The 19,994-nt window shown below is 71.1% G+C and carries 18 protein-coding genes; 4 read left to right on the top strand and 14 right to left on the bottom strand.

Annotated elements, in window-relative coordinates; translation table 11 throughout:
* Nucleotides 1–69: 69 nt before the first annotated feature.
* A complete protein-coding gene (locus D7W81_RS27900) occupies nt 70–1,305 on the top strand; it encodes a S1C family serine protease (RefSeq protein WP_120558431.1) in 1,236 nt (411 codons plus the stop codon).
* Between the two features lie 151 nt (nt 1,306–1,456).
* Nucleotides 1,457–1,726, top strand: coding sequence for a vegetative protein (locus tag D7W81_RS27895; RefSeq protein WP_120523857.1), 270 nt, complete (start codon nt 1,457–1,459; stop codon nt 1,724–1,726).
* A 36-nt stretch (nt 1,727–1,762) separates the two neighbouring features.
* On the opposite strand, the gene D7W81_RS27890 is transcribed toward D7W81_RS27895, so the two are convergent.
* On the bottom strand, nt 1,763–2,503 hold the full coding sequence (locus tag D7W81_RS27890) for an RNA methyltransferase (protein WP_120558430.1): 741 nt from the start codon (nt 2,501–2,503) through the stop codon (nt 1,763–1,765).
* Nucleotides 2,504–2,575: 72 nt separating this feature from the next.
* On the opposite strand from D7W81_RS27890, the gene D7W81_RS27885 reads away from it, so the two are divergent.
* Together D7W81_RS27885 and D7W81_RS27880 are read left to right on the top strand one after the other, a co-directional pair.
* Nucleotides 2,576–3,145, top strand: coding sequence for a hypothetical protein (locus D7W81_RS27885; RefSeq protein WP_244227476.1), 570 nt, complete (start codon nt 2,576–2,578; stop codon nt 3,143–3,145).
* A 78-nt stretch (nt 3,146–3,223) separates the two neighbouring features.
* Nucleotides 3,224–4,180 carry a phosphoribosylaminoimidazolesuccinocarboxamide synthase gene (locus tag D7W81_RS27880; protein ID WP_120558428.1) on the top strand — a complete coding sequence of 319 codons (957 nt, stop codon included), beginning with the start codon at nt 3,224–3,226 and terminating at the stop codon, nt 4,178–4,180.
* Nucleotides 4,181–4,212: 32 nt separating this feature from the next.
* Here the strand turns inward: D7W81_RS27880 and purB are convergent, their stop codons facing one another.
* The 13 genes from purB to infB form a co-directional block, all read right to left on the bottom strand.
* Nucleotides 4,213–5,526, bottom strand: coding sequence for an adenylosuccinate lyase (purB, locus tag D7W81_RS27875; protein ID WP_120558427.1), 1,314 nt, complete (start codon nt 5,524–5,526; stop codon nt 4,213–4,215).
* The gene (locus D7W81_RS27870; protein ID WP_208721474.1) at nt 5,523–6,482 is read right to left on the bottom strand and encodes an ABC transporter substrate-binding protein; all 960 of its coding nucleotides are present in this window, start codon (nt 6,480–6,482) and stop codon (nt 5,523–5,525) included. Before D7W81_RS27870 ends, purB begins: the two co-directional genes overlap by 4 nt.
* Nucleotides 6,479–9,532: a protein kinase domain-containing protein gene (locus D7W81_RS27865; protein WP_147445644.1), complete on the bottom strand. Its 3,054-nt coding sequence runs from the start codon at nt 9,530–9,532 to the stop codon at nt 6,479–6,481. Before D7W81_RS27865 ends, D7W81_RS27870 begins: the two co-directional genes overlap by 4 nt.
* Nucleotides 9,533–9,579: 47 nt before the next feature.
* Nucleotides 9,580–10,035, bottom strand: a complete 456-nt coding sequence (gene dut / locus D7W81_RS27860) for a dUTP diphosphatase (RefSeq protein WP_120558425.1) — start codon at nt 10,033–10,035, stop codon at nt 9,580–9,582.
* 76 nt (nt 10,036–10,111) lie between these two features.
* The gene (locus tag D7W81_RS27855) at nt 10,112–11,122 is read right to left on the bottom strand and encodes a M23 family metallopeptidase (RefSeq protein WP_120558424.1); all 1,011 of its coding nucleotides are present in this window, start codon (nt 11,120–11,122) and stop codon (nt 10,112–10,114) included.
* A gap of 11 nt (nt 11,123–11,133) precedes the next feature.
* Nucleotides 11,134–11,931 carry a hypothetical protein gene (locus D7W81_RS27850; protein ID WP_120558423.1) on the bottom strand — a complete coding sequence of 266 codons (798 nt, stop codon included), beginning with the start codon at nt 11,929–11,931 and terminating at the stop codon, nt 11,134–11,136.
* Nucleotides 11,932–12,227: 296 nt separating this feature from the next.
* Nucleotides 12,228–14,384 carry a polyribonucleotide nucleotidyltransferase gene (pnp, locus tag D7W81_RS27845; protein WP_120558422.1) on the bottom strand — a complete coding sequence of 719 codons (2,157 nt, stop codon included), beginning with the start codon at nt 14,382–14,384 and terminating at the stop codon, nt 12,228–12,230.
* A 382-nt stretch (nt 14,385–14,766) separates the two neighbouring features.
* Nucleotides 14,767–15,036 (bottom strand): 30S ribosomal protein S15, encoded by a 270-nt coding sequence (gene rpsO, locus D7W81_RS27840; protein ID WP_014398807.1) that lies wholly within the window; start codon nt 15,034–15,036, stop codon nt 14,767–14,769.
* A 125-nt stretch (nt 15,037–15,161) separates the two neighbouring features.
* Nucleotides 15,162–15,491: a MoaD/ThiS family protein gene (locus D7W81_RS27835; protein ID WP_120558421.1), complete on the bottom strand. Its 330-nt coding sequence runs from the start codon at nt 15,489–15,491 to the stop codon at nt 15,162–15,164.
* Nucleotides 15,492–16,355 carry a tRNA pseudouridine(55) synthase TruB gene (gene truB / locus D7W81_RS27830; protein WP_120558420.1) on the bottom strand — a complete coding sequence of 288 codons (864 nt, stop codon included), beginning with the start codon at nt 16,353–16,355 and terminating at the stop codon, nt 15,492–15,494. It abuts the gene before it with no gap.
* A gap of 10 nt (nt 16,356–16,365) precedes the next feature.
* Nucleotides 16,366–16,725, bottom strand: a complete 360-nt coding sequence (rbfA, locus tag D7W81_RS27825; RefSeq protein ID WP_120558419.1) for a 30S ribosome-binding factor RbfA — start codon at nt 16,723–16,725, stop codon at nt 16,366–16,368.
* Nucleotides 16,722–17,324, bottom strand: a complete 603-nt coding sequence (locus D7W81_RS27820; RefSeq protein WP_120558418.1) for a DUF503 domain-containing protein — start codon at nt 17,322–17,324, stop codon at nt 16,722–16,724. Before D7W81_RS27820 ends, rbfA begins: the two co-directional genes overlap by 4 nt.
* A gap of 151 nt (nt 17,325–17,475) precedes the next feature.
* Nucleotides 17,476–19,994: translation initiation factor IF-2 (gene infB / locus D7W81_RS27815; RefSeq protein WP_120558432.1), on the bottom strand; the 2,519-nt coding region annotated here is incomplete at its 5' end.

The following is a 19,994-nucleotide window of genomic DNA, read 5'->3' as shown; positions in this document are numbered from 1 at the left end:
CCGCCCGCCCCACCCCGTGCCTAGGTTGCGCCGGGGCGTTGGGTTGGACGGTGGTGGAGAGGCGGGCCCATGGGTTGGACGCAGTTCGGGGGCGTCATCAGGGTGGCGGTGCTGGCGTGTGCGCTCGGGACAGCGGGGAGCGCCGCGGCACGGACGCCCGGGAAGCTGTGGTTGGAGTCGCGCAACCGCGCCGTCTCCCGTGAGCACTCGAACATCAGCGAGGTGGCCCGCAAGGCCATGCCGGCCGTGGTGTCCATCACCACGCGCCAGGACAGCGCGGAGGTGGCCCCCGGCGAGGAGCCCCAGCGCGGCATCGGCTCCGGGTTCATCATCCATCCGGACGGCTACATCCTCACCAGCGCGCACGTGGTGGACGGGGCCTCGGAGGTCACCATCTCCATCCGCAGCGCGAACGGCTACGTGGAGGAGTTCCCCGCCACGGTGGTGGGCGAGGACGAGCGCACGGACTGCGCGCTCCTCAAGGTGGACGCGCCCCGGAAGCTGCCGGTGCTGAAGCTCGCGTCCGCGTCCCACGTGGGCATCGCGGACTGGGTGGTCGTCATCGGCAACCCCTTCGGGCTGGCGCACTCCGTGACGGTGGGCGTGGTCAGCTACCTGGGCCGCACGGACGTGACGCCCAACGGCCGCGACGGCGACTTCGACTACGTGCAGATGGACGCCTCCATCAACCCGGGCAACTCCGGCGGGCCGGTGTTGGATCTGCACGGCGACGTGGTGGCGGTGGCCAACGCCGTCAACGTGTCCGGGCAGGGCATCGGGTTCGCCATCCCCATCGACATCGCGAAGACGGTGATTCCGCAGCTCAAGGCCCACGGGCGCATGCGCCGCGGGTGGATGGGCATCAGCGTGCAGGACTTCTCCCCGGAGGTGGCGCAGGCGTTCAACCTGAACCCGCGCGGCCGGGGCGTGGTGGTGACGGACGTGGTGGAGGACGGCCCCGCGGCCCGCGCGGGCCTGCGCACCGGCGACGTCATCCTGAACATGGACCGGCTGTCCGTGGAGCGGGCGCACACCCTGCGCTGGCAGGTGGCCGCGCGCGGCGTGGGCCAGCACGTCCGGGTCCAGCTGCGCCGGCTGGGCCGCCCCATGACGGTGAAGGTGAAGCTGGAGGACCTGCCCCTGGTGGAGGCGCCGCCGTCCACGCTGGCCTCGGGCGCCACGCCGGGCGAGCGCGCCGCCGGGGCCCGCTCCGTGCTGGAGGAGCTGCTCTCCCCCGTGCCTCGCACCCCGGCCAGCCGGGCGGACAGGCCCGCGGCGGGCGTGGACGGCCTGGCCGCCCCCTGACGGAAGGGCCCTCCGGGGCCCTGCGGGGTCTCCAGGCTCCTTGCGTTCCGCGAAACCCGGCGATACACCGTCCGCCTTCACATCGTGGCGGATCCACCCACAGGTGGCGCCGCGGGTTTTCCAAGCATCGATTCGCAGGAGAGTCCGTACCATGGCCGAGGCCACCCAGACGACGAAGCTCACCCATTGGCCGCGCACGGCCAAGGGCAGCGGCAAGAAGGCGTGCACCGTGGAGGGCTGCAAGCGCCCCTACCGTGCGAAGAGCTACTGCTTCTTCCACTTCAAGAAGTGGCGCCAGGGCGAGCTGCCCCACTCGCGCTACCGCGTGTGCTCCAAGCCGGAGTGCCGCATCAAGGTGCTGAAGGGCGGCCTGTGCGAGAAGCACTACGCCGAGACCTACAAGAAGGACGCGGCGGCTTAAGTCGCCCCGGCTGTTCGCGTGGCGCCGGTCCCCCGCCTACCCGCGGGAGGTTCCCGGCGCCACCGCGCGGCCCAGATGCTTGAAGGCGTTGAGCCACAGCTCCGCCTCCCGCTGGGTCAGCCGCGCACGCATCAACGTCCGCTCCAGCTCATGCAGCACGTGGTCCGGCGCCTCCGGGTTGAGGAAGTCCGCCGCCAGCATCGCCGAGCGCATGCGCCCGCTCAGCGCGTTGAGCGTCCCCAGCCGCGCGCCGGCCTCCTCTTCCTGAGGGAGCACGGGTGCATCCGTCAGCCCCTGCCGGTGGCAGAGGTACAGGAGCACCGCGGAGGACTGCGCCAGGTTCATGGACGGCTGCACGTCCGACGTGGGGATGACGAGCAGGTCCTGGCAGTGGGTGAGGTCCTCGTCGGACAGCCCGCGCTGCTCACCGCCGAACAAGAGCGCCACCCGCCCCCGCGTGCTCTCCTCCGCCAGCCGGCGCACCGCGTCCTCCGGCGTCAGCAGACTCCGCTTCTCCACCTGGGTGCGCCCCGTGGTGCCCACCACGTACACGCAGTCCTCCAGGGCCTCCGCCAGGGTCGGGGCGACCCGCATGCCATGAAGGATGTGGCCGCTCTTCACGGCCATCCGCTCCGCCAAGCTGAAGTCCCGGACGATGGGTTCCGAGAGGACGAGACGTTCGAAATCGAAGTTCGCCATGACCCGGCAGACCGCACCCAGGTTGTCGGGTGAACGGGTCTGATGAAGGACGATGGTCAACTCCGCACCTGGACGCATGCCCTGGAGTTTAGCTGGTGGTGCGTCCACGTGATCGGTATATTCCCGGTGATGCGTCGCTGGGTCCCTGGCTTGCTTCTGTCGCTGTCGCTCCTCACCACCGCGTGCGGTGGCGCGGGCACGCCCGTGCGTCCTTCGCTCACGGCACGGCAGGCGCTGAGCAGCTCGCCGGAGGTGGTGGAGTTCGAGTCCCCGGCCGTCCGCCTGGAGCTCTTCCGGGACATCGCGCGCCAGTCGGAGCAGGAAGCCGGCCAGTCCGCGCAGGGCGTGGCCCTCTTCCCCATCATCCAGGGCAACGAGTTCGTCGCGGCGCCGGGCTTCGAGTCCCGCGCGGACCTCCTCCAGCCGCCGGACGCGGGCAGCAGCCTCCAGTTCGTCTTCGACGCGCGGACGGGCGACCGTTGGCCGGAGGACCGGCGGGAGAGCCTGCAGGGCCTGTCGGAGCGCGAGGCCGCGGAGCTGGTGGCGCGCACGCTCCTGGCGCTCTGGGACATCCAGCCGGAGGGCGCGGTGCAGGTGGACCGGGCCGCGGGCGCGCCGTACGCGGTCGCCTACGTGGACGGCATCCTGCGGATCAACCCGGCGTTCCTCTATCTGGCCTCGGCCTACGGTCCTGCTTCCATGACGGCGGGCCTCCAGTAGAGTCGCGCGCCTCATGAGCTGGCCCCGCTCCCGCCGCCTTCCGGCGGTCAGTGGCCGGGGCCGCGAGGCGCCTCCGACGTGAACACCTCCGCCCTCCACGCGCAACTCACCCACACGCTTCGCCAGACGGACCTGCCGTCGCTCGGCACGCCCTACAAGGGCAAGGTTCGCGACACGTACCGCAAGGGCGACACGCTCATCCTCGTGACGAGCGACCGGCTCTCCGCGTTCGACCACGTGCTCACCACCATCCCCTTCAAGGGCGAGGTGCTCAACCGCCTGGCGGCCTTCTGGTTCGACCGCACGAAGCACATCGTCCCCAACCACGTCCTGGACGTGCCCGACGCGAACGTCACCGTGGCGCGCGCCTGCCAGCCCTACTCCGTGGAAGTCGTCGTGCGCGGCTACCTCACGGGCAGCCTGTGGCGCGACTACGAGAAGGGCACGCACACCGCCTACGGCGTCCCCTTCGCGGAAGGGCTGCGCAAGGACAGCGCCTTCGAAGCGCCCATCCTCACGCCGTCCACCAAGGCCGAGTACGGCAAGCACGACGAGCCCATCTCCGAGGCGGAGATTCTGTCGCGCGGGCTGGCCACGCCGCGGGACTGGGCCCGCATCACGGAGGCCGCCCGCGGGCTGTTCCAGGAGGGCCAGAAGTGGGCGCGCACGCGCGGCCTCATCCTGGTGGATACGAAGTACGAGTTCGGGAAGGTGGGCGACGAGCTCTACGTCATCGACGAGATGCACACCCCGGACTCCAGCCGGTACTGGGTGGCGGACGAGTACGAGGCCCGCTTCGCCAAGGGCGAGGACCAGAAGATGTTGGACAAGGAGAACATCCGCCAGTGGCTCATCCGCGAGCGGAACTTCTCCGGCCACGGCGCGCTGCCCGCCATCCCGGACGACGTGCGCGTGGACCTGGCCACCAAGTACGTGGCCGCCTACGAGCGCATCACCGGCACGTCGCTCGCGCTGACGCCCGGCGATGTGCACTCGCGCATCGAGGGAAACCTCCGGGCGAAGGGCTACCTGTAAGCCCCGTCGCCCGGTGAACCGGCCGCGCGCTGCTAGCTGGCCCGGCCGAAGACGCGCTGGAACACCGCGTCCATCTGGCGCGTGTGGTAGCCCGGGGAGAAGCAGTCGGAGACCTCCTCGGGCGTCATCATCTTGAGCAGGTCCTGGTCCTTCAGCAGCGCCTGCCGGAAGTCCACGCCCTCCTCGAACATCTTCATCGCGTTGCGCTGGACGACGACGTACGCGGCCTGCCGGTCCATGCCCTTGCGCGCGAGCTCCAGGAGCAGCCGCTGCGAGTTCACCACGCCGCCCAGCAGGTCCAGGTTCTTCTTCATCTGCTCCGGGTAGACGCGCATGTTCTCCACCAGGCCCGCGAAGCGGTGGAGCATGAAGTCCAGGAGGATGGTGGCGTCCGGACCAATCACGCGCTCCACGGACGAGTGCGAGATGTCCCGCTCGTGCCACAGCGCCACGTCCTCCATGGCGCTCACCGCGTAGCCGCGCAGCAGGCGCGCCAGGCCCGTGAGGTTCTCCGACAGGATGGGGTTGCGCTTGTGCGGCATGGCGCTGGAGCCCTTCTGTCCCGCCGTGAAGGGCTCCTCCGCCTCGCGCACCTCCGTGCGCTGGAGGTGGCGGATCTCGACGGCGAACTTCTCCAGGCTCGCGCCGACGAGGGCGATGGCGGTGAAGAACTCCGCGTGCCGGTCACGCTGCACCACCTGGCTGGAGGCGGGCGCGGGCGTCAGGCCCAGCTTCTGGCAGACGTGCTCCTCCACCGACGGCGGCAGGTGCGCGAACGTGCCCACCGCGCCGGAAATCTTGCCCACGGCGATGGTGTCCCGCGCGTGCAGGAGGCGCGTGCGGCCCCGGCGCAGCTCGTCGTACCAGATGGCCAGCTTGTGCCCGAAGGTGATGGGCTCCGCGTGGATGCCGTGGCTGCGGCCCATCTGCAGCGTGTGCTTGTGCTCGAAGGCGCGCTTCTCCACCGCGGCCATCACGCGGTCCATGCCCTTCAGCAGCAGGTCCACGGAGTCGCGCAGCGTGAGCCCCAGCGACGTGTCCAGCACGTCCGAGGACGTCATGCCCAGGTGCAGCCAGCGGGCGCTGGGCCCCACGCGCTCCTCCACGAAGGTGAGGAAGGCGATGACGTCATGCTTCGTGGTGCGCTCAATCTCCTCGATGCGCGCGGCGTCCGCTTCGGTGAAGTCACCGGCGCGGGCGGTGCAGTCCGCCAACGCGTCCTTGGGGGCGAGGCCTTGCGCGACCATGCCCTCCAGCGCGGCGAGCTCCACGTCGCGCCAGCGGCGGTAGCGGGCGACGTCGGACCAGAGGGAGGCCATTTCGGGACGGCTGTAGCGTGGAATCACTCGTAGACCTTCACGGCAAAGTCCCGGCGCGCCGCGAACCGGAGCACTTCCAGCGCGACGTCACAGGACGGACCTGACTTCTTCGCGGCGGTGAGGTTGAACGAGAGGTCCAGGCCTTCGGGCCGCGCCACCGCCAGCGCGCCGGGGTCGACCTTCTCGAGGATGATGCGGTTCGCCAGCCTCCCCGCCTGCTGGCCGAGCGCCAGCGGGGACGGCGCGAGGGCCAGCGTCGCGCCCTCCTTCACCTGGCTGGCCGTGAGCGCCACCAGCGGCACCTTGCGGGAGGCACTGAAGGCGATGAGCGCCTGGACGACGGAAGCGTTGCCCACGGTCTTGTCCGCAACCATCAAGAGGCCGTCCACCTTCCCCGCCGCGCCTTCCAGCACCTCGCCCACCCGCTCCTGCGCGTCCACGGCCAGCGGGACGATGGTGAGCCCCAGGGCCGCGCCAGCGGAGCGGGCCTGCGCCACCGCGCCCGCCGAGGAGCGCGGGTCATGCAGGATGCCCACGCGCTTCGCCGCGGGAGCCACGGCCTTGAGCGCTGCCAGCTCCGGCCCGTAGTCGCTGGTGAGCGCGATGCCGGTGACGTTGGACGCCTCCAGGCCGTACTTCTCATGGTACGGCACCATGGCGAAGAGCACGGGCACGTCCTCGCCCAGCGAGCGGCGCGCGGCGTTGGCGGCCAGCGGCCCCAGGGCCAGCACCAGCGCGGGCTTCTGCGCGGCCAGCGCCTTGAAGACGCGCGCGGCCTCCGTGGGGCTCTCCTCCAGGGTCACCTCGGTGACGTCCGCGCGGGCCTCGGAGGTGAAGCCGGCGAGGAAGGAGGCGTACGGCGCCAGGCTCGAGGACTTCACCGCCACCACGCGAGGCCGGGCGGGGCTGCGCGGCGAGGCCTGCGCGAAGGCGACCGCGGGCAGGAGGAGCGTGAGGAGCGCGAGCCTCCGGACGGTCGTCATTTCGGCACGTTCTGGCAGCACCGGAAGCCCACGTCCGCGACCTTCAGTGAAGGAGCGCCGCGCCGGCGCGCGGAGCAGCGGGCGGTGTCGCCGGGCGTGGCGAAGGCGCCGCCCTTGATCAGCCGGTCCTCGGTATCGGGGAAGTTGGAGGCGGTCCACTCGGCGACGTTGCCGGACAGGTCCGCCGCGCCATAGCCGGAGCGGCAGGCCTGGAACGTCCCGGAGGGCGCCAGGGCGCGAGCAGCCCCTTCCGTCGTCCCGGTGTTGCAGGCCGCCTGGGGCTGCTCTTCGCCGGAGGAGAAGCGCGCGTTGCCGGGGCCCTTGCAGGCCTTCTCCCACTCATCCTCGGAGCACAGCCGCTTGCCGATGCCTTCGCAGGACGACTTCGCATCGAGCCAGCCCACGGAGACGCGGGGCGTCCTGCCGCGCTTGTTGGGGAACTCGTATTCGTCGACGCAGAACGAGTCCACCATGACGCTGTCCATGCGCATCTCGTCGGCGGTGCCGGCTCCCTGCAGGTCCTCCGGGGAGGAGCCCTTCTTGAAGCTGCCGCCGCTCACCAGCCGCATGCCCTCCGGACAGGAGTCGGTGGCCATGATGCCGCCCGTCGCGGACGGTCCGGGCGTGGGGCTGTTCTTCGCGGCCTGGGCCTGACGCAGGCGCAGGTAGAGGTAGCCACCGCCCGCGCCCAGCACGACGCCGGCCACCGCGAGGATGATCATCCACATCATCGAGCTGGGGCCGGAGCGGGCCGGCTTCGCCTGCGTTGCCCGCGTCGTGGGCAGCGTGTGCAGACCGGAGACCGAGGGCGGCAACCGGCGCGCCGAGGAGCGGACGCCCGACACGTCGGGGGGTGGCTCTCCCTTGCGCGAGCGGCCCCCCGTGGAGCCCTCGCCTTGAGTGCCGGAGGGACGGACCGCGCCCTGGCCCGCCGAGGCTCGCGGGGCGCGAGCGTTCACCGACGACACGGCACCCGAGGCCCGCGAGTTGCGGCCACCACGGCTGGTGGAGCGGGACTCAGAGGGCTCGTCGTCGTCGGAGCCCCGGCCGGACCGTGACTCCGTGGCGGATGCATCCGCGTTGCGATTGCTGGAGCGGCCCTCGGACGCCTCACCGCCACGTCCGGAGCGAGCCTCGCTTGCCGCGGCCTCACCCCGACCGTTGGAGCGGCCTTCGCTCGAAGAGGCTTCGCCGCGACCGTTGGAGCGTCCGTCGCTGGACGTCTCCCCTCGCCCACCGGAGCGCCCGTCGCTCGCCGCGGATTCGCCCCGGCCATTGGAGCGGCCTTCGCTCGAAGAGGCTTCGCCACGACCGCTGGAGCGGCCTTCGCTCGAAGAGGCTTCGCCACGACCGCTGGAGCGGAGGTCGCCCGATGAAGCCTCACCCCGGCCGCTCGAGCGCGCATCGCTGGCCGCGGATTCGCCACGACCGTTGGAGCGCCCGTCGTTCGAAGTCTCACCGCGGCCACTCGCGCGCCCGTCGCCGGAGGACTCACCGCCCCGGCCCGAGGACCGCCCCTCGGCCGCGGCCTCCGCGGCGCGGGCGCCACGGGGATCCGCCGGGAAGGACGGCTCCTCCGCCTTGGCGAAGATGCGCATCACCGGCTCGGCGGCCTTGGCCGGGGCCGCGCGCGGTTCATCCGCCGCGCGCGAGGCCGAACGGGGCTCCTGCTGCGTCGCCGCGTCCGGGGCCTGTCCCAACAGGCGCGGGTCCTGCGACGCCGCCTCCGCGCCCTTGCGGCCCGACGGCGCCACCGCGCGCATCTCCTGCTGCGTCGCCGCGTCGGACACGGAGCGCGCTTCCGGCCCGGTGATGTAGTCCAGCGCCTGCGCGTTGGAGCCCAGGATGGCCGCCAGCGTCGCAGCGTCCAGCGGCTGCGTCGCATCTGGCGGAGGCGCATCGTCCTGCGCCGGAATGGGCGCGGCCGGAGTGGGCGCGATCGCCACCGGCAACATGCCCGTGGGCACCGGCGGCAGGGGCTTGTTCGCCGCGCGCGCGGCCACCGCGGCCGCGGGCAGCGCCCCCGACGCCGGCACCGAGCGCTGCCTCGACGCGGCCGCCGGGTGTCGCTGCACCAGCGCCGCGAACTCCGCGTGCAGCTCCCCGCCCGACTTCGGACGGGCCAGCGGGTTCGAATTGAGCGCGCGCCGGTAGAGAGACTCGAACGCGGGCGGCAGGTCCGGATGCCGCACGGACACCTCGGGGACCCCGCCGTCCTCCGGCAGCAGCCCCGTCACCATCTCCCCCATCAACACGCCCAGCGAGTACACGTCCATGCGCGTGTCCAGCTCCGCGCCATTCACGTACTCGGGAGCGATGTACGCCGCCGCCCGGTGCCCCTTCTGCGCCTGCACGAAGGGCAGGTGCGGCACCGCGAGCCCCAGCCCGTAGTCCGACACCTTCAGCAGGTCCGGCAGGACGAAGACGTTCTCCGGCTTCACGTCCGAGTGCGGCCCGAAGCGGTGCGCCCCGTCCAGCGCCGCCGCCATCTGCGCCAGCAGCGGCTCCACTTCCTTCAGCGAGAACAGCTGCCCCTTCACCGCGCGCTGCTCCATCATCCGGCGCAGCGTGAGCCCTTCCAGCAGCTGCATCGTGAAGAAGGGCCGGTCCCCGTCCACGCCCTCCTCGTACACGCGCACCAGGTTGGGGTGGTTGAGCTTCTTGCCCACCCGCATGGACAGCGCGAACTGCGTGCGCTCCTCCGGTTGCTGCACCAGCCGGGGCTGGATGACCTTCAGCGCCACCTCCACGTCGATGGCCTGGTCCTGAGCGCGGAAGACGAAGCCCAGCGGCCCCGACCCGACGACCTCCTGGATGGCGTAGCGGTCCGCGACGACGTCGCCCGGCTTGTACGGGGCGCCTTCCGCTCCCCGCCGTCGCGCCGCCCCCACCGCCTGACGCGCGGCCGCGTCGAACTTCTGGCCACACGTGGCGCAGGTTTCACTCGTATCGGGGACATGGCTGCCGCAGCGGTAGCAGAGCAAAGCGGTGAGACTCCGGAACGAGGCCGCGGGGGGGCGGCCTCCCGGCGGACGGCCGGGGGGCTCCATTCTGCCCGCTCCGGAGCCATTGAGGAACGACGTTGCGCGCCGGGCCGTCAGCGGCCCGTGGACCCGAAACCTCCGTCACCCCGGGAAGTCACTTCCAGTGCCTCCACCTCCCGCAGGGCCGTGGCCGTCACCGGCGCCACCACCAGCTGGGCCACCCGGTCTCCCCGACGCAGGGTGAAAGGGGTGTTGGACAGGTTGACGAGCAGCACCTGCACCTCCCCCCGGTAGTCCGCGTCCACGGTCCCGGGGGAGTTGAGGCACGTCACCCCATGTCGCAGCGCCAGCCCGGAGCGGGGGCGCACCTGGCCCTCGAAGCCCGGAGGGAGCGCGAAGGCAAGCCCCGTGGGCACCGCCATCCGCTCCAGGGGTTGGAGCACGCGCTCCCCGTCGATGTCCGCCCGGAGGTCCATCCCGGCGGCCAGCTCCGTCTCGTAGCGAGGCAGGGGCAACGGGTCCGGATGCGAGCGCACCCGGCGCACGGGGACGGTCAGCGTGGGGTCCATGCCTCCTGCCGTAACACGCACCCTTCCCTGCCTCTACTTCCTGGCCCCGACGTCACGGGTCGTGTGGCCTGTGCCCTCACAGTTCGGTCGCGCCGTCCGCCATGCGCAGGGCGGTGCGGAACCCGAACGGGTCCACCGGCCGCGCGGCCAGCTCCAGCTGGTAGTGCAGGTGCGGCCCGGTGGACCGGCCGGTGCTGCCCGACAGCGCGATGGCCTGTCCCTTCTCCACGCGCGTGCCCGCCTTCACCAGCAGCTCGGAGTTGTGGCAGTACGCCGTCGTCACGCCCCGCCCGTGGTCCAGCACCAGCACGCGGCCGTTGACGGAGTCCTCGCTCGCGCGGCGCACCACGCCCGCGGCCACCGCCGACACCGTCGTGCCCGAGCGAACCGACAGGTCCACCCCCGTGTGCATCCGGCGCGTGCGCAGCGTGGGGTGGACGCGGTAGCCGAAGGGGCTCGTCACCGGAGCGCTCTCCGACACCGGCCACCCGAGCATCAACGCCGTGGACAGCGCCAGCGCCTGCGCCGCGCCCACGGAGGAGCCCTCGAAGCCCGGGGGCAGCTGCTTCGCCAGGCGCTCCAGGCTCAGCGCCCCGCCCTCCGCGTCCACCCGCTCCAGCGCGAAGCGCGCGGGCACGCGTCCGGCGAACACCGCCGTCACCCGGGCCTCCTCCGACGGGAAGTCCCGGGCGAGCGCATCCAGCAGCCGCCGCGTCGCCGCCGGGCCCCGCGCCGGATCCACCAGCGTCTCCGGCGCGATGCCCAGCTCGCGAGCCAGGCCAAGCGCGGGCTCGCGGGCCTTCGGGTCCAGGGCCTTCAGCGCCGAGTGCGTCCCCCACGCCAGCGCCTCCGCGCTCGTAGGCACGCGCAGGAGCATCGAGGCGGGAAGCGCGGCCGGCACGGGCACCGCCGTGCCGCTCACGCCGTCGTAATACGCGAGCAGCGGCCGGGCCGTGGTGCGCGTGTGGAAGGCCCAGGCGCCCGTGCGCCGCAGCAGCGCGCCCGCAGGCGTGTGGTGGTACGCGCACCACACGCACAGGAGCGCGAAGGTGAAGTCCAAGAGGCCTCGGGCGCGTCGAGCGAACATGCGTCAGGGCCTCAGCGCAGGAAGGACAGCACCGGGGCCGCGTCCCACGCCGCCGCAAGGCCCAGGGGCGCCACCAGCACGCACCCCACCAGGCCGCGAGTCCACGCCCGCCGCGGCCCCACCGCTTCACATGCCGCGTCCGCGTGCTGGAGGTTGCGCAGCACCGCGCGCCAGCCCAGCGACACGCTCACGCCGCACAGGGCCGCCACCGCCAGTCCCCGGGCCGTCCAGTCCGCCGCGACGTCGCCGAACAGCGGCCGCCACGACAGGTACACCGTGCCCTGGACGAGCCGCGCCACCGTGCACGCGCCCGCGAGCACCACGCCCGCCGTGGCCAGGGGCCGCACCCACCGCATCGGCGTGGGCCGCCGCAGGCAGCGCCGAAGCAGCGCCTTCCACGAGGAGGACTCCGAAGCGGATGCCGTCACCGGGCGCCACGGATCCACGGGCCGGGCCGCTTCGGTCTCGCGGTAGCCGAGCGCCGGCAGCGCCAGGAGCAGGTCCGCCGCCAGCTCCCACGCGAGGGCCAGGGCCCGCGCCAGCCGGGTGCGCGTCTCCAGCGACACCCAGTCCACCATCGACGCGGTCGCGGGGAACTGGCCCACCCACGCGTCGAACGCGGAGTCCAGCCGGTCCACCGCCGTGAGCAGCCGGTCATCCAGCGTGTCCGCCGCCGCGTGCACCCCCACCGCGACCAGCGCGAGCAGGCCCAGCGGCATGAACGCCCAGCGGAACGCCCCCAGGAACCGGGAGAAATCCGTGAGGAAGCTGCTCGAGGGCTCCGAGGAGCTGGATGGGTGGACCGGCATGGAGCGCCTCCGGGGCGGTCCCCCATCAACGCGGGAAGCCCTCCCGGGGTTTTAAGCCTCCAGCGCCCCAGGGCGAAAACGCCGAGGGAACTTCAAGCCCCCGACCACCTCCCGCCCGAGGCGGCCCAACGGGTCCGACTGTCGGACCCGTTCGTGCGATGCGCCGCGGACAGGGGCCCCCCTCGTCCTGCCCCGCAACGACAACGCCCCGCCCCTTCGCGCCCGGAGGCGGGAGGAGACGGGGCGTTCCGGGCAGCGGCCTTCCTTGGCGGAAGACCGCTACACGGGGACCGGACTCAGGCCTTCGCGTCCGGCGTCGGGGCGGCCGGGGCGGGGGCCGCGGGAGGCGTGCCCTGCGCGGTGGCGCGCTCGGCCATGGCCTCCTTGCGCGACAGGCGGATCTTGCCCGTCTTGTCGATGCTGACGACCTTCACCAGCACCTCGTCGCCCTCGCTCAGCACGTCCGACACGGTCTTCACGCGCTTGTCGGACAGCTCGGAGATGTGGATGAGGCCGTCGGTGCCCGGGAACAGCTCCACGAAGGCGCCGAACTCGGCGATCTTCCGGACGGTGCCGGTGTAGATCTTCCCGATCTCCGCCTCGCGCGTGAGCGCCTGGATCATCGCGATGGCAGCCTTCACCGCATCGCCGTTCGCGCTGGCGATGTCCACGCGGCCGGTGTCCTCGATGTTAATCGCGGCACCCGTGCGGGCGATGATGTCCTTGATCACCTTGCCGCCCGGCCCGATGACGTTCTTGATGAACTCCGGACGGATCTGGATGGTGGTGATGCGCGGCGCGAACTGGCTGATCTCCTTGCGCGGAGCGTTCAGCGTCTTCGCCATCTCCGCCAGGATGTGCACGCGGCCCTGACGCGCCTGCTCCAGCGCGCGGCTCATGATCTCCGTGGTGAGGCCGGTGATCTTGATGTCCATCTGGATGGACGTGATGCCCTTGGACGTGCCGCAGACCTTGAAGTCCATGTCGCCCAGGTGGTCCTCGTCACCAAGGATGTCGGACAGGATGGCGATCTTCTCACCCTCCTTCACCAGGCCCATGGCGATGCCCGCCACCGGCGACTTGATGGGCACGCCCGCGTCCATCAGCGCCAGCGTGCCACCGCACACGGAGGCCATGGAGGACGAGCCGTTGGACTCGAGGATTTCCGACACCAGACGCACCGTGTAGGGGAACGAGTCGCTGGCCGGAATCATGTTGCGCAGCGCGCGCTCCGCCAGGGCGCCGTGACCGACCTCGCGACGGCCGGGGCCGCGCAGGGGCTTGGTCTCGTTCACGCTGAACGGCGGGAAGTTGTAGTGCAGCATGAAGCGCTTGAAGGCCTGGCCGCTGAGCAGCTCCAGCCGCTGCTCGTCCTCGCTGGTGCCCAGCGTGACGACCACGAGCGCCTGCGTCTCGCCGCGGGTGAACACCGCGCTGCCGTGCGTGCGGGGCAGCACGCCCACCTCGTTGGTGATGGTGCGCACCACGTCGTGGCCACGGTCACCGATGCGGCCACCGTTCACGGTGAGCTCACGCATGTGGTCGTACTTCAGGTCCTCGATGATCTGCTTGGCGTGCTTTTCCACCTGCGGGGTGAACTCCGCGCCCAGCTTCTCCTTGAGCGCCGCCACCGCCGCCTTCTTCGTCTTGGAGAGCGACTCGTAACGGGCCGCCTTCTCCTTGATGGCGTAGCCAGCCTTCACGCCCTCCAGCGCCAGCTCACGCACCTGGGCGCGCAGCCCCTCGTCGATGGTGGCCGCCTTGTCGTACGCGCGTACCTGCTTCTTCAGCTCCGCGCGCATCTGGTCCTGCATGTCCAGCACGGGCTGGGCCTGCTGACGGCCGAAGTCCAGCGCCGCCACCATGTCCGCCTCGCTGACCTCCTCCGCGCCACCCTCCACCATCACGATGGCCTCGCGGCTCACCGCCATGACGAGGTCCAGGTCGCTCTGCTCGCGCTGCTTCGCGGTGGGGTTGGCCACGAACTGGCCGCCCACGCGGCCCACGCGGATGCCCGCGATGGGGCCGTTGAACGGGATGTCCGACACCCACAGCGCCGCGGAGGCGCCGGTGATGCCGTGGATGTCACCCTCGTTCTCCGGGTCCGCGGAGATGACGGACGAGATGATCTGCGTCTCGTAGGCGTAGCCTTCCGGGAACAGCGGACGGAGGGAGCGGTCCACCACGCGGGAGGCCAGCGTCTCCTTCTCCGTCAGGCGGCCCTCGCGCTTGAAGTAGCTGCCCGGGATGCGGCCCGCCGAGTACAGCTTCTCCTGGTACTCCACCGTGAGGGGCAGGAAGTCGATGTCCTTCTTCTCCCGCGCGCTCACCGCGGTGACGAGCAGCATGGTGTCGCCGTAGCGGACCACCACGGAACCGTCGGCCTGCTTGGCCAGGCGGCCCGTCTCGATGCTCAGCTCGTTCTCACCAATCTTGACGCTCTTCTTCAACATGTCGTGTGGCCTCTGTGCCTGCTTCGCGTGCGAGGCCCCTTGCCAGCCGCGGCCCGCCCACGTCCGTGGGGCAGGAGCCGCCCGTGAAGGGGTCCTCTGGGAATAAGCGATCGCCAGGGCCTGAAGCAGGCACATGCCAGACGAACGCTGCCTGTACTGCGGAAACGGGCTCCGTTGCGGAGCGCCGAAGGGATGGACCAGACCTCTTGATCCCTGATCACACCCGCCCACCCGTGACTTCAGGTCGGCCGGTCTGAACGGAAACCAAAAGAGCCCGCCTCCACCTCTCCCTCGCCCACTCCTTCGCCCACGTCTTGAAACGGTGCTGCCCAAATGCGCGGGGCGCTGGTGGTGTGCCAGCGCCCCGGATGCTGCTCGAGGACTACTTGCGGATGCCGAGGCCCTCGATGAGCTTCTTGTAGCGGGCCACGTCCTTGGACTTGAGGTAGTCCAGCATGCGGCGGCGCTGACCGACCAGCTTCAGCAGACCGCGGCGGGAGTGGTGGTCCTTCTTGTGGGTCTTGAAGTGCTCGGTGAGCATGTTGATGCGCTCGGACAGCAGCGCCACCTGCACCTCGGGCGAGCCGGTGTCGGACTCGTGGGTGCGGAACTTCGTGACCAGCTCGCTCTTGCGTTCCTGATGCAACGACATGGGCTTCTTCCTGAATCCCGCTCCGGGGTGACCGCTCGTGCCGCCTGGGTCCGCGGAGGGGTACAGACCCGGCCTCATGGTCCTTCTAACGAGCGGGCCGCTTATAAGCTTCACCCCCTGGGGGGTCAACCTTCGCCGCCCGTCCGTCCGCCCTTCGGGGGTCGGGACAGTGCGAAGACGTACAACCGGCAGCCGCCCGGCATTCCGCCGCCGCCTGGGGAGAGCTCCCGGGCCGTCGCCTCGTCCATGGCGACTTGCAGGTACAGGCCTCCCGGCTCGCCGCCGTCGCCCGCCAGGAACTGCCGGGTGCGCGGGTACAGCCGCAGGAGCGCCTCCACCACATCGCCAATGGCCGCCGCCGCGGGGACGCCCAGGGTCAGCTCGCGCCGCCCGTCGAAGGCGCCGCGAAGGCCCGGGGCCACGCTCACGGAGATGTCATGGGTCCGGGTGGCCACTCAGTTGAACACCCGCTGGTAGCGCAGCCGTCCGCCCACCACCTCGGCCATGGCGAGCAGCGCGTCATCCGGGCCCAGCACCCGCACCCGGCCCGGCACGGGGGCGACCTCCACGGGGACGCCGTGCAACACCCGCCGGGCCTCCTCCGCGTTCACCCGGACCGCGGGCAGGTCCGTCAGCGCATCCGCCAGCGACACCAGCCGACCGGCCACGGCCTCACGCGACAGGGACGCCAGCTCCCCCAGGGGCAGCGCGCGCGCCAGGGTGAAGGGGCCGCTCATCGTGCGCCGCAGCGCCTCCAGGTGCGCCCCGCAGCCCAGCGCCCGGCCCAGGTCGTACGCCAGCGTGCGCACGTAGAAGCCCTTGGTGCACCGCACCGACAGGGTCAGCCGGTCCGCGGAGAAGTCGCGCAGCACCAGCTCATGCACGGTGACGGTGCGGCTGGCCCGCTCCACCTCTTCACCGGCGCGCGCCAGTTCGTACAGCCGCTTCCCGGCCACCTTCACCGCCGAGTACATGGGCGGCACCTGTTCAAACGTGCCCCGGAACCGGGCGAGCACCGCCTCCAGCAGCGGCGCCGTCAGCGGGGGCACCGGGGCCTCCGCCGTCGGCTTGCCCTGGGCGTCCTGGGTGTCCGTCTCCATTCCCAGCCGCACCACGGCGTCGTAGGCCTTGTCGCCCTCCGTGATGATGCCGGCGACCTTGGTGGCCTCGCCCAGGCACACCGGCAGCACACCGGTGGCCATGGGGTCCAGCGTGCCCGTGTGGCCCGCCTTCTTCACCTTCAGCAGGCCGCGCACCTGACGGACTACGTCGAAGGACGTGGGTCCCAGGGGCTTGTCGATGACGAGAACGCCGTCCATGACGCGGGCCCTACCAGCCTTCCTTGCCGCGCACCTCGCGCAGGAGCCGGTCGATCTTATCGCCCTCGCCCACGGACGCGTCGAAGGCGAAGAAGATTTCCGGCGACACGCGCAGGTTGACGGCGGACGTCACCTCGCGGCGCACGAAGCCCTTGGCCGCCTCCAGCCCCTTTTGCGTGTCCGCCTTCTCCTGGTCCGTGCCCAGCATCGAATAGAAGACCTTCGCCACCCGCAGGTCCGGCGACACCTTCACGCCGGTGATGGTGATGAAGCCAATGCGCGGGTCGCGCAGTTCCCCCCGCGTCAGCAGGGCGCCGATGGCCGCCTGGATTTCCTGCCCCACGCGCTCGGGTCGTGAATGCGTCGTCATTTCTTCTCCCAATCTCGCGGGTTGCGCAGCGCCCGGGCCTTGGCCCGCGCGTCGTCCAGCGTCAGCGTTCCACCCTCACCCGTAGGACGGGAAGTCCCCGGCCCGGGGCCCGCGCCCTCGTGCCGCTGATCCCAGGTCCCCAGCCCTTCCGCCTCCGCCAGCGACCGGTCACTGCGCAGGAACCGGGCGATGGCCGCCTCCGAGTGCGCGTGCGCGTCCTCGGGCGACAGGTGGGCGTCCTCGTCCTGCGGCTCCGGCACCTTCGCCGGTGCGCGGAAACCCGTGGGCCTCTTGTCGGAATAGAGCGTGTCCCCGAAGGCGACAATCTCCGTCTCCCGGGCCATCAGCGGTGCGACGTACATCTCTTCGATGAAGTGGATGATCTTCTCCAGCTGCTCATCCACGTGCGGGCGCTCATTGCCCACCACGGCCAGTGCCACGGACGCCTTCTGCCAGAGGTCCTGGTCGTCCACTTCGGCGACGGCCACGTTGAAGCGGGCCTTCACCCGGTCCGTCACCCGGCGGAGCACCTGCCGCTTGGACTTCAGCGAGGCGCTCTCCGGAATCTGGAGGGTGAGGCGTGCGACACCCACGAACATAAAGGTCCCCCAGGCCAGCAGCGGCCCGGGCGCGCCATCCGCGCCAGGGCCCCGCCGACTCGTCGTGCATCCCCCCGGGAACGGTGGGGCCTTCCCCGGGGTCCGTCGAGTGCGCCTCTCCAGACGGCGAGAGGCTGTGGCCTCTCAAGGATTACGAGAGGCTCTGCCGGGTCTCCTCGATCTCGTAGGCCTCGATGATGTCGCCGGCCTTGAGGTCGTTGAAGTTCTCGATGCCGATACCGCACTCGAAGCCCTGCGCGACTTCCTTCACGTCGTCCTTGAAGCGGCGCAGCGACGCCATCTTCCCGGAGAAGAGCTGCTTGTTCTCGCGCAGGAGGCGCACGAACGAGCCGCGCTTCATCACGCCGTCCAGGACGGCCGCGCCGGCGATGGTGCCCAGCTTGGGAACGTTGAAGGTGTTGCGCACTTCCGCACGGCCCAGCTTGCGCTCGGTGCGGATGGGCTCCAGGAGGTTCTCCATCTCCAAGCGAACCCCGTCGATGAGCTCGTAGATGATGGAGTAGCTCTGCAGCGTCACCTGCTGCGCCTTGGCCGCTGCCTCCGAGCCCGACTCCGGCTTCACGTTGAAGCCCAGCACGACGCCCTTGGAAGCGGCGGCGCGCATGACGTCGGTCTCCGTGATGGCGCCCACGCCCGCGTCGATGATGACCACCCGCACCTTGTGCGTGGTGAGCTTCTCGACCGCCTGGCGCACGGCCTCCGCGGAGCCCTGCACGTCCGCCTTGATGATGACGCGCAGCTCCTTGGGCCCGCCACCCGCCTTCGTCTTGGCGAAGAGCTGGTCCAGGGACTCGCGGCTGACCTTGCTGAGCTCGGTCTGCCGCTCCTTCATGCCGCGGTGGTCGGCGATCTGCTTGGCCGCCTTCTCGTCGGACACCACGTTGATGGCGTCACCCGCGGTAGGCACGCCGGAGAGGCCCACGACCTCCGCGCAGTAGCCCGGCTTCACTTCCTTCACCGCCTCGCCGCGGCTGTTGTTCATGGCGCGGACGCGGCCGTAGTGCGTGCCGGTGACGATGGCGTCGCCCAGCTTGAGCGTGCCCTCCTGCACCAGCACCGTGGCCACGGGACCGCGGCCACGCTCCAGCTTCGCTTCCACGACGGCGCCCACGGACGGACGGGAGGGATTCGCCGTCAGCTCGAGGACTTCCGCCTGCAGCGCCAGGTTCTCCAGGAGGAGATCCAGGTTCATCTTCGTCTTCGCGGAGACGGGCACCATGATGGTGTCGCCGCCCCACTCTTCCGGCACCAGCTCCTGGCTCGCGAGGTCCTTCTTCACGCGGTCGGGGTTGGCGCCCGGGACGTCCATCTTGTTGATGGCGACGACGATGGGCACTTCCGCCAGCTTCGCGTGCTTGATGGCCTCGATGGTCTGGGGCATCACGCCGTCGTCCGCGGCCACCACCAGCACCACGATGTCCGTCACGTTGGCGCCACGGGCGCGCATGGACGTGAAGGCCTCGTGGCCCGGGGTGTCCAGGAACGTGACGTCTCCGCGCGCGGTGGACACGCTGTACGCGCCGATGTGCTGGGTGATGCCGCCCGCCTCGCCCGAGGCCACGCTGGCCTGGCGGATGGCGTCCAGGAGACTCGTCTTGCCGTGGTCGACGTGGCCCATGATGGTGACCACGGGCGGACGGGGACGCTCGTCCTCCGCCTTGGCCGCGATCTCCGGCAGGTAGTCCTCCACCTCGAAGCCGACGCGCTCGACCTTCCAGTGGTACTCGCCGGCGATGAGCTCCGCGGTGTCGGCGTCCAAGATCTGGTTCGCCGTGGCCATCTTCTGCATGGCCATCAGCTTCTTGATGAGCTCCGAGGTACGGATACCCATGCGCTGACCCAGGTCGGAGACGCTGATGCCCTCCTGGAGCTTGATGACCTTCTTCTCCTCGGCCATCTGGGTGATCTGCGTCTTGGCGCCCTTCTTCGTGGGCTTGCGCTTCTTGCCGCGGATCGGGATCTGGATGCGGCCCCAGACCATGTCCGACAGCTCCTGCTTCGAAACGCTGGTCGTCTCAGGACCCGTGCGCTTGCGCTGGCCACGCTCCTTGTTCTTGGAGACGTCCACGAGCTCGCGGCCGCGGCCCAGGTGATCCGGGACGACCTTGTACTCGCGCTTCTCCGTGCCGAGCGCCGTGCGGCCCGGGGCCATGGGGTACTGCTTGGCCTGGGTCGTGGTGGGCGTGACGCGGCGGACCTGGATGAGCGGACGCGAAATCACCACGGCCTGGGTGGCCGTGGGGCGCGCCTGGGCGCCCGGCGTGGGCGCGACCTGGGCGTGCGGGACGCCGCCGACCATGATGGTCGGGCCGGTCGGCTGCACCGGAGCGCCCGTGCCACCCGCAGTGGGGGGCGAGGAGGGACGCACCGGCCCCATCTGGCCCGGACGCGCCTGCATGGGCGCTCCCGGACGGTTCATGGGCGGAGAGCCCGGACGCCCCTGCATGGGCGCGCCAGGACGGCTGCCCGGCGGCCCACCAGGGCGCCCGCCCGTGGAACCCGGACGCTGCACGTAGCCGGGACCTCGGGAGATGACCGTCGCGGACGTCGACGTGGAAGAAGGCGTCCGTGCGGTGGGCGGAACCGGCGAGCGCTGAGGGGGGTTGGGCAAGCGGGGACTCTCCTGCGTAGGACTGCGCGGTGTCGCCG

The sequence above is a fragment of the Corallococcus aberystwythensis genome, from assembly GCF_003612165.1.
Classification (GTDB): domain Bacteria; phylum Myxococcota; class Myxococcia; order Myxococcales; family Myxococcaceae; genus Corallococcus; species Corallococcus aberystwythensis.
This window is presented reverse-complemented; position numbering and strand designations above follow the sequence as displayed.

Bases quoted from the DNA above. Each gene is read 5' to 3' on its own strand.
- D7W81_RS27850 (WP_120558423.1), bottom strand. From the start codon at position 11,931: ATGCCGGTCCACCCATCCAGCTCCTCGGAGCCCTCGAGCAGCTTCCTC.
- D7W81_RS27865 (WP_147445644.1), bottom strand. From the start codon at position 9,532: ATGGAGCCCCCCGGCCGTCCGCCGGGAGGCCGCCCCCCCGCGGCCTCG.
- rbfA (WP_120558419.1), bottom strand. From the start codon at position 16,725: ATGACGACGCATTCACGACCCGAGCGCGTGGGGCAGGAAATCCAGGCG.
- D7W81_RS27895 (WP_120523857.1), top strand. From the start codon at position 1,457: ATGGCCGAGGCCACCCAGACGACGAAGCTCACCCATTGGCCGCGCACG.
- rpsO (WP_014398807.1), bottom strand. From the start codon at position 15,036: ATGTCGTTGCATCAGGAACGCAAGAGCGAGCTGGTCACGAAGTTCCGC.
- dut (WP_120558425.1), bottom strand. From the start codon at position 10,035: ATGGACCCCACGCTGACCGTCCCCGTGCGCCGGGTGCGCTCGCATCCG.
- truB (WP_120558420.1), bottom strand. From the start codon at position 16,355: ATGGACGGCGTTCTCGTCATCGACAAGCCCCTGGGACCCACGTCCTTC.
- pnp (WP_120558422.1), bottom strand. From the start codon at position 14,384: ATGTTGAAGAAGAGCGTCAAGATTGGTGAGAACGAGCTGAGCATCGAG.
- D7W81_RS27820 (WP_120558418.1), bottom strand. From the start codon at position 17,324: ATGTTCGTGGGTGTCGCACGCCTCACCCTCCAGATTCCGGAGAGCGCC.
- D7W81_RS27870 (WP_208721474.1), bottom strand. From the start codon at position 6,482: ATGACGACCGTCCGGAGGCTCGCGCTCCTCACGCTCCTCCTGCCCGCG.
- D7W81_RS27855 (WP_120558424.1), bottom strand. From the start codon at position 11,122: ATGTTCGCTCGACGCGCCCGAGGCCTCTTGGACTTCACCTTCGCGCTC.
- D7W81_RS27900 (WP_120558431.1), top strand. From the start codon at position 70: ATGGGTTGGACGCAGTTCGGGGGCGTCATCAGGGTGGCGGTGCTGGCG.
- D7W81_RS27890 (WP_120558430.1), bottom strand. From the start codon at position 2,503: ATGCGTCCAGGTGCGGAGTTGACCATCGTCCTTCATCAGACCCGTTCA.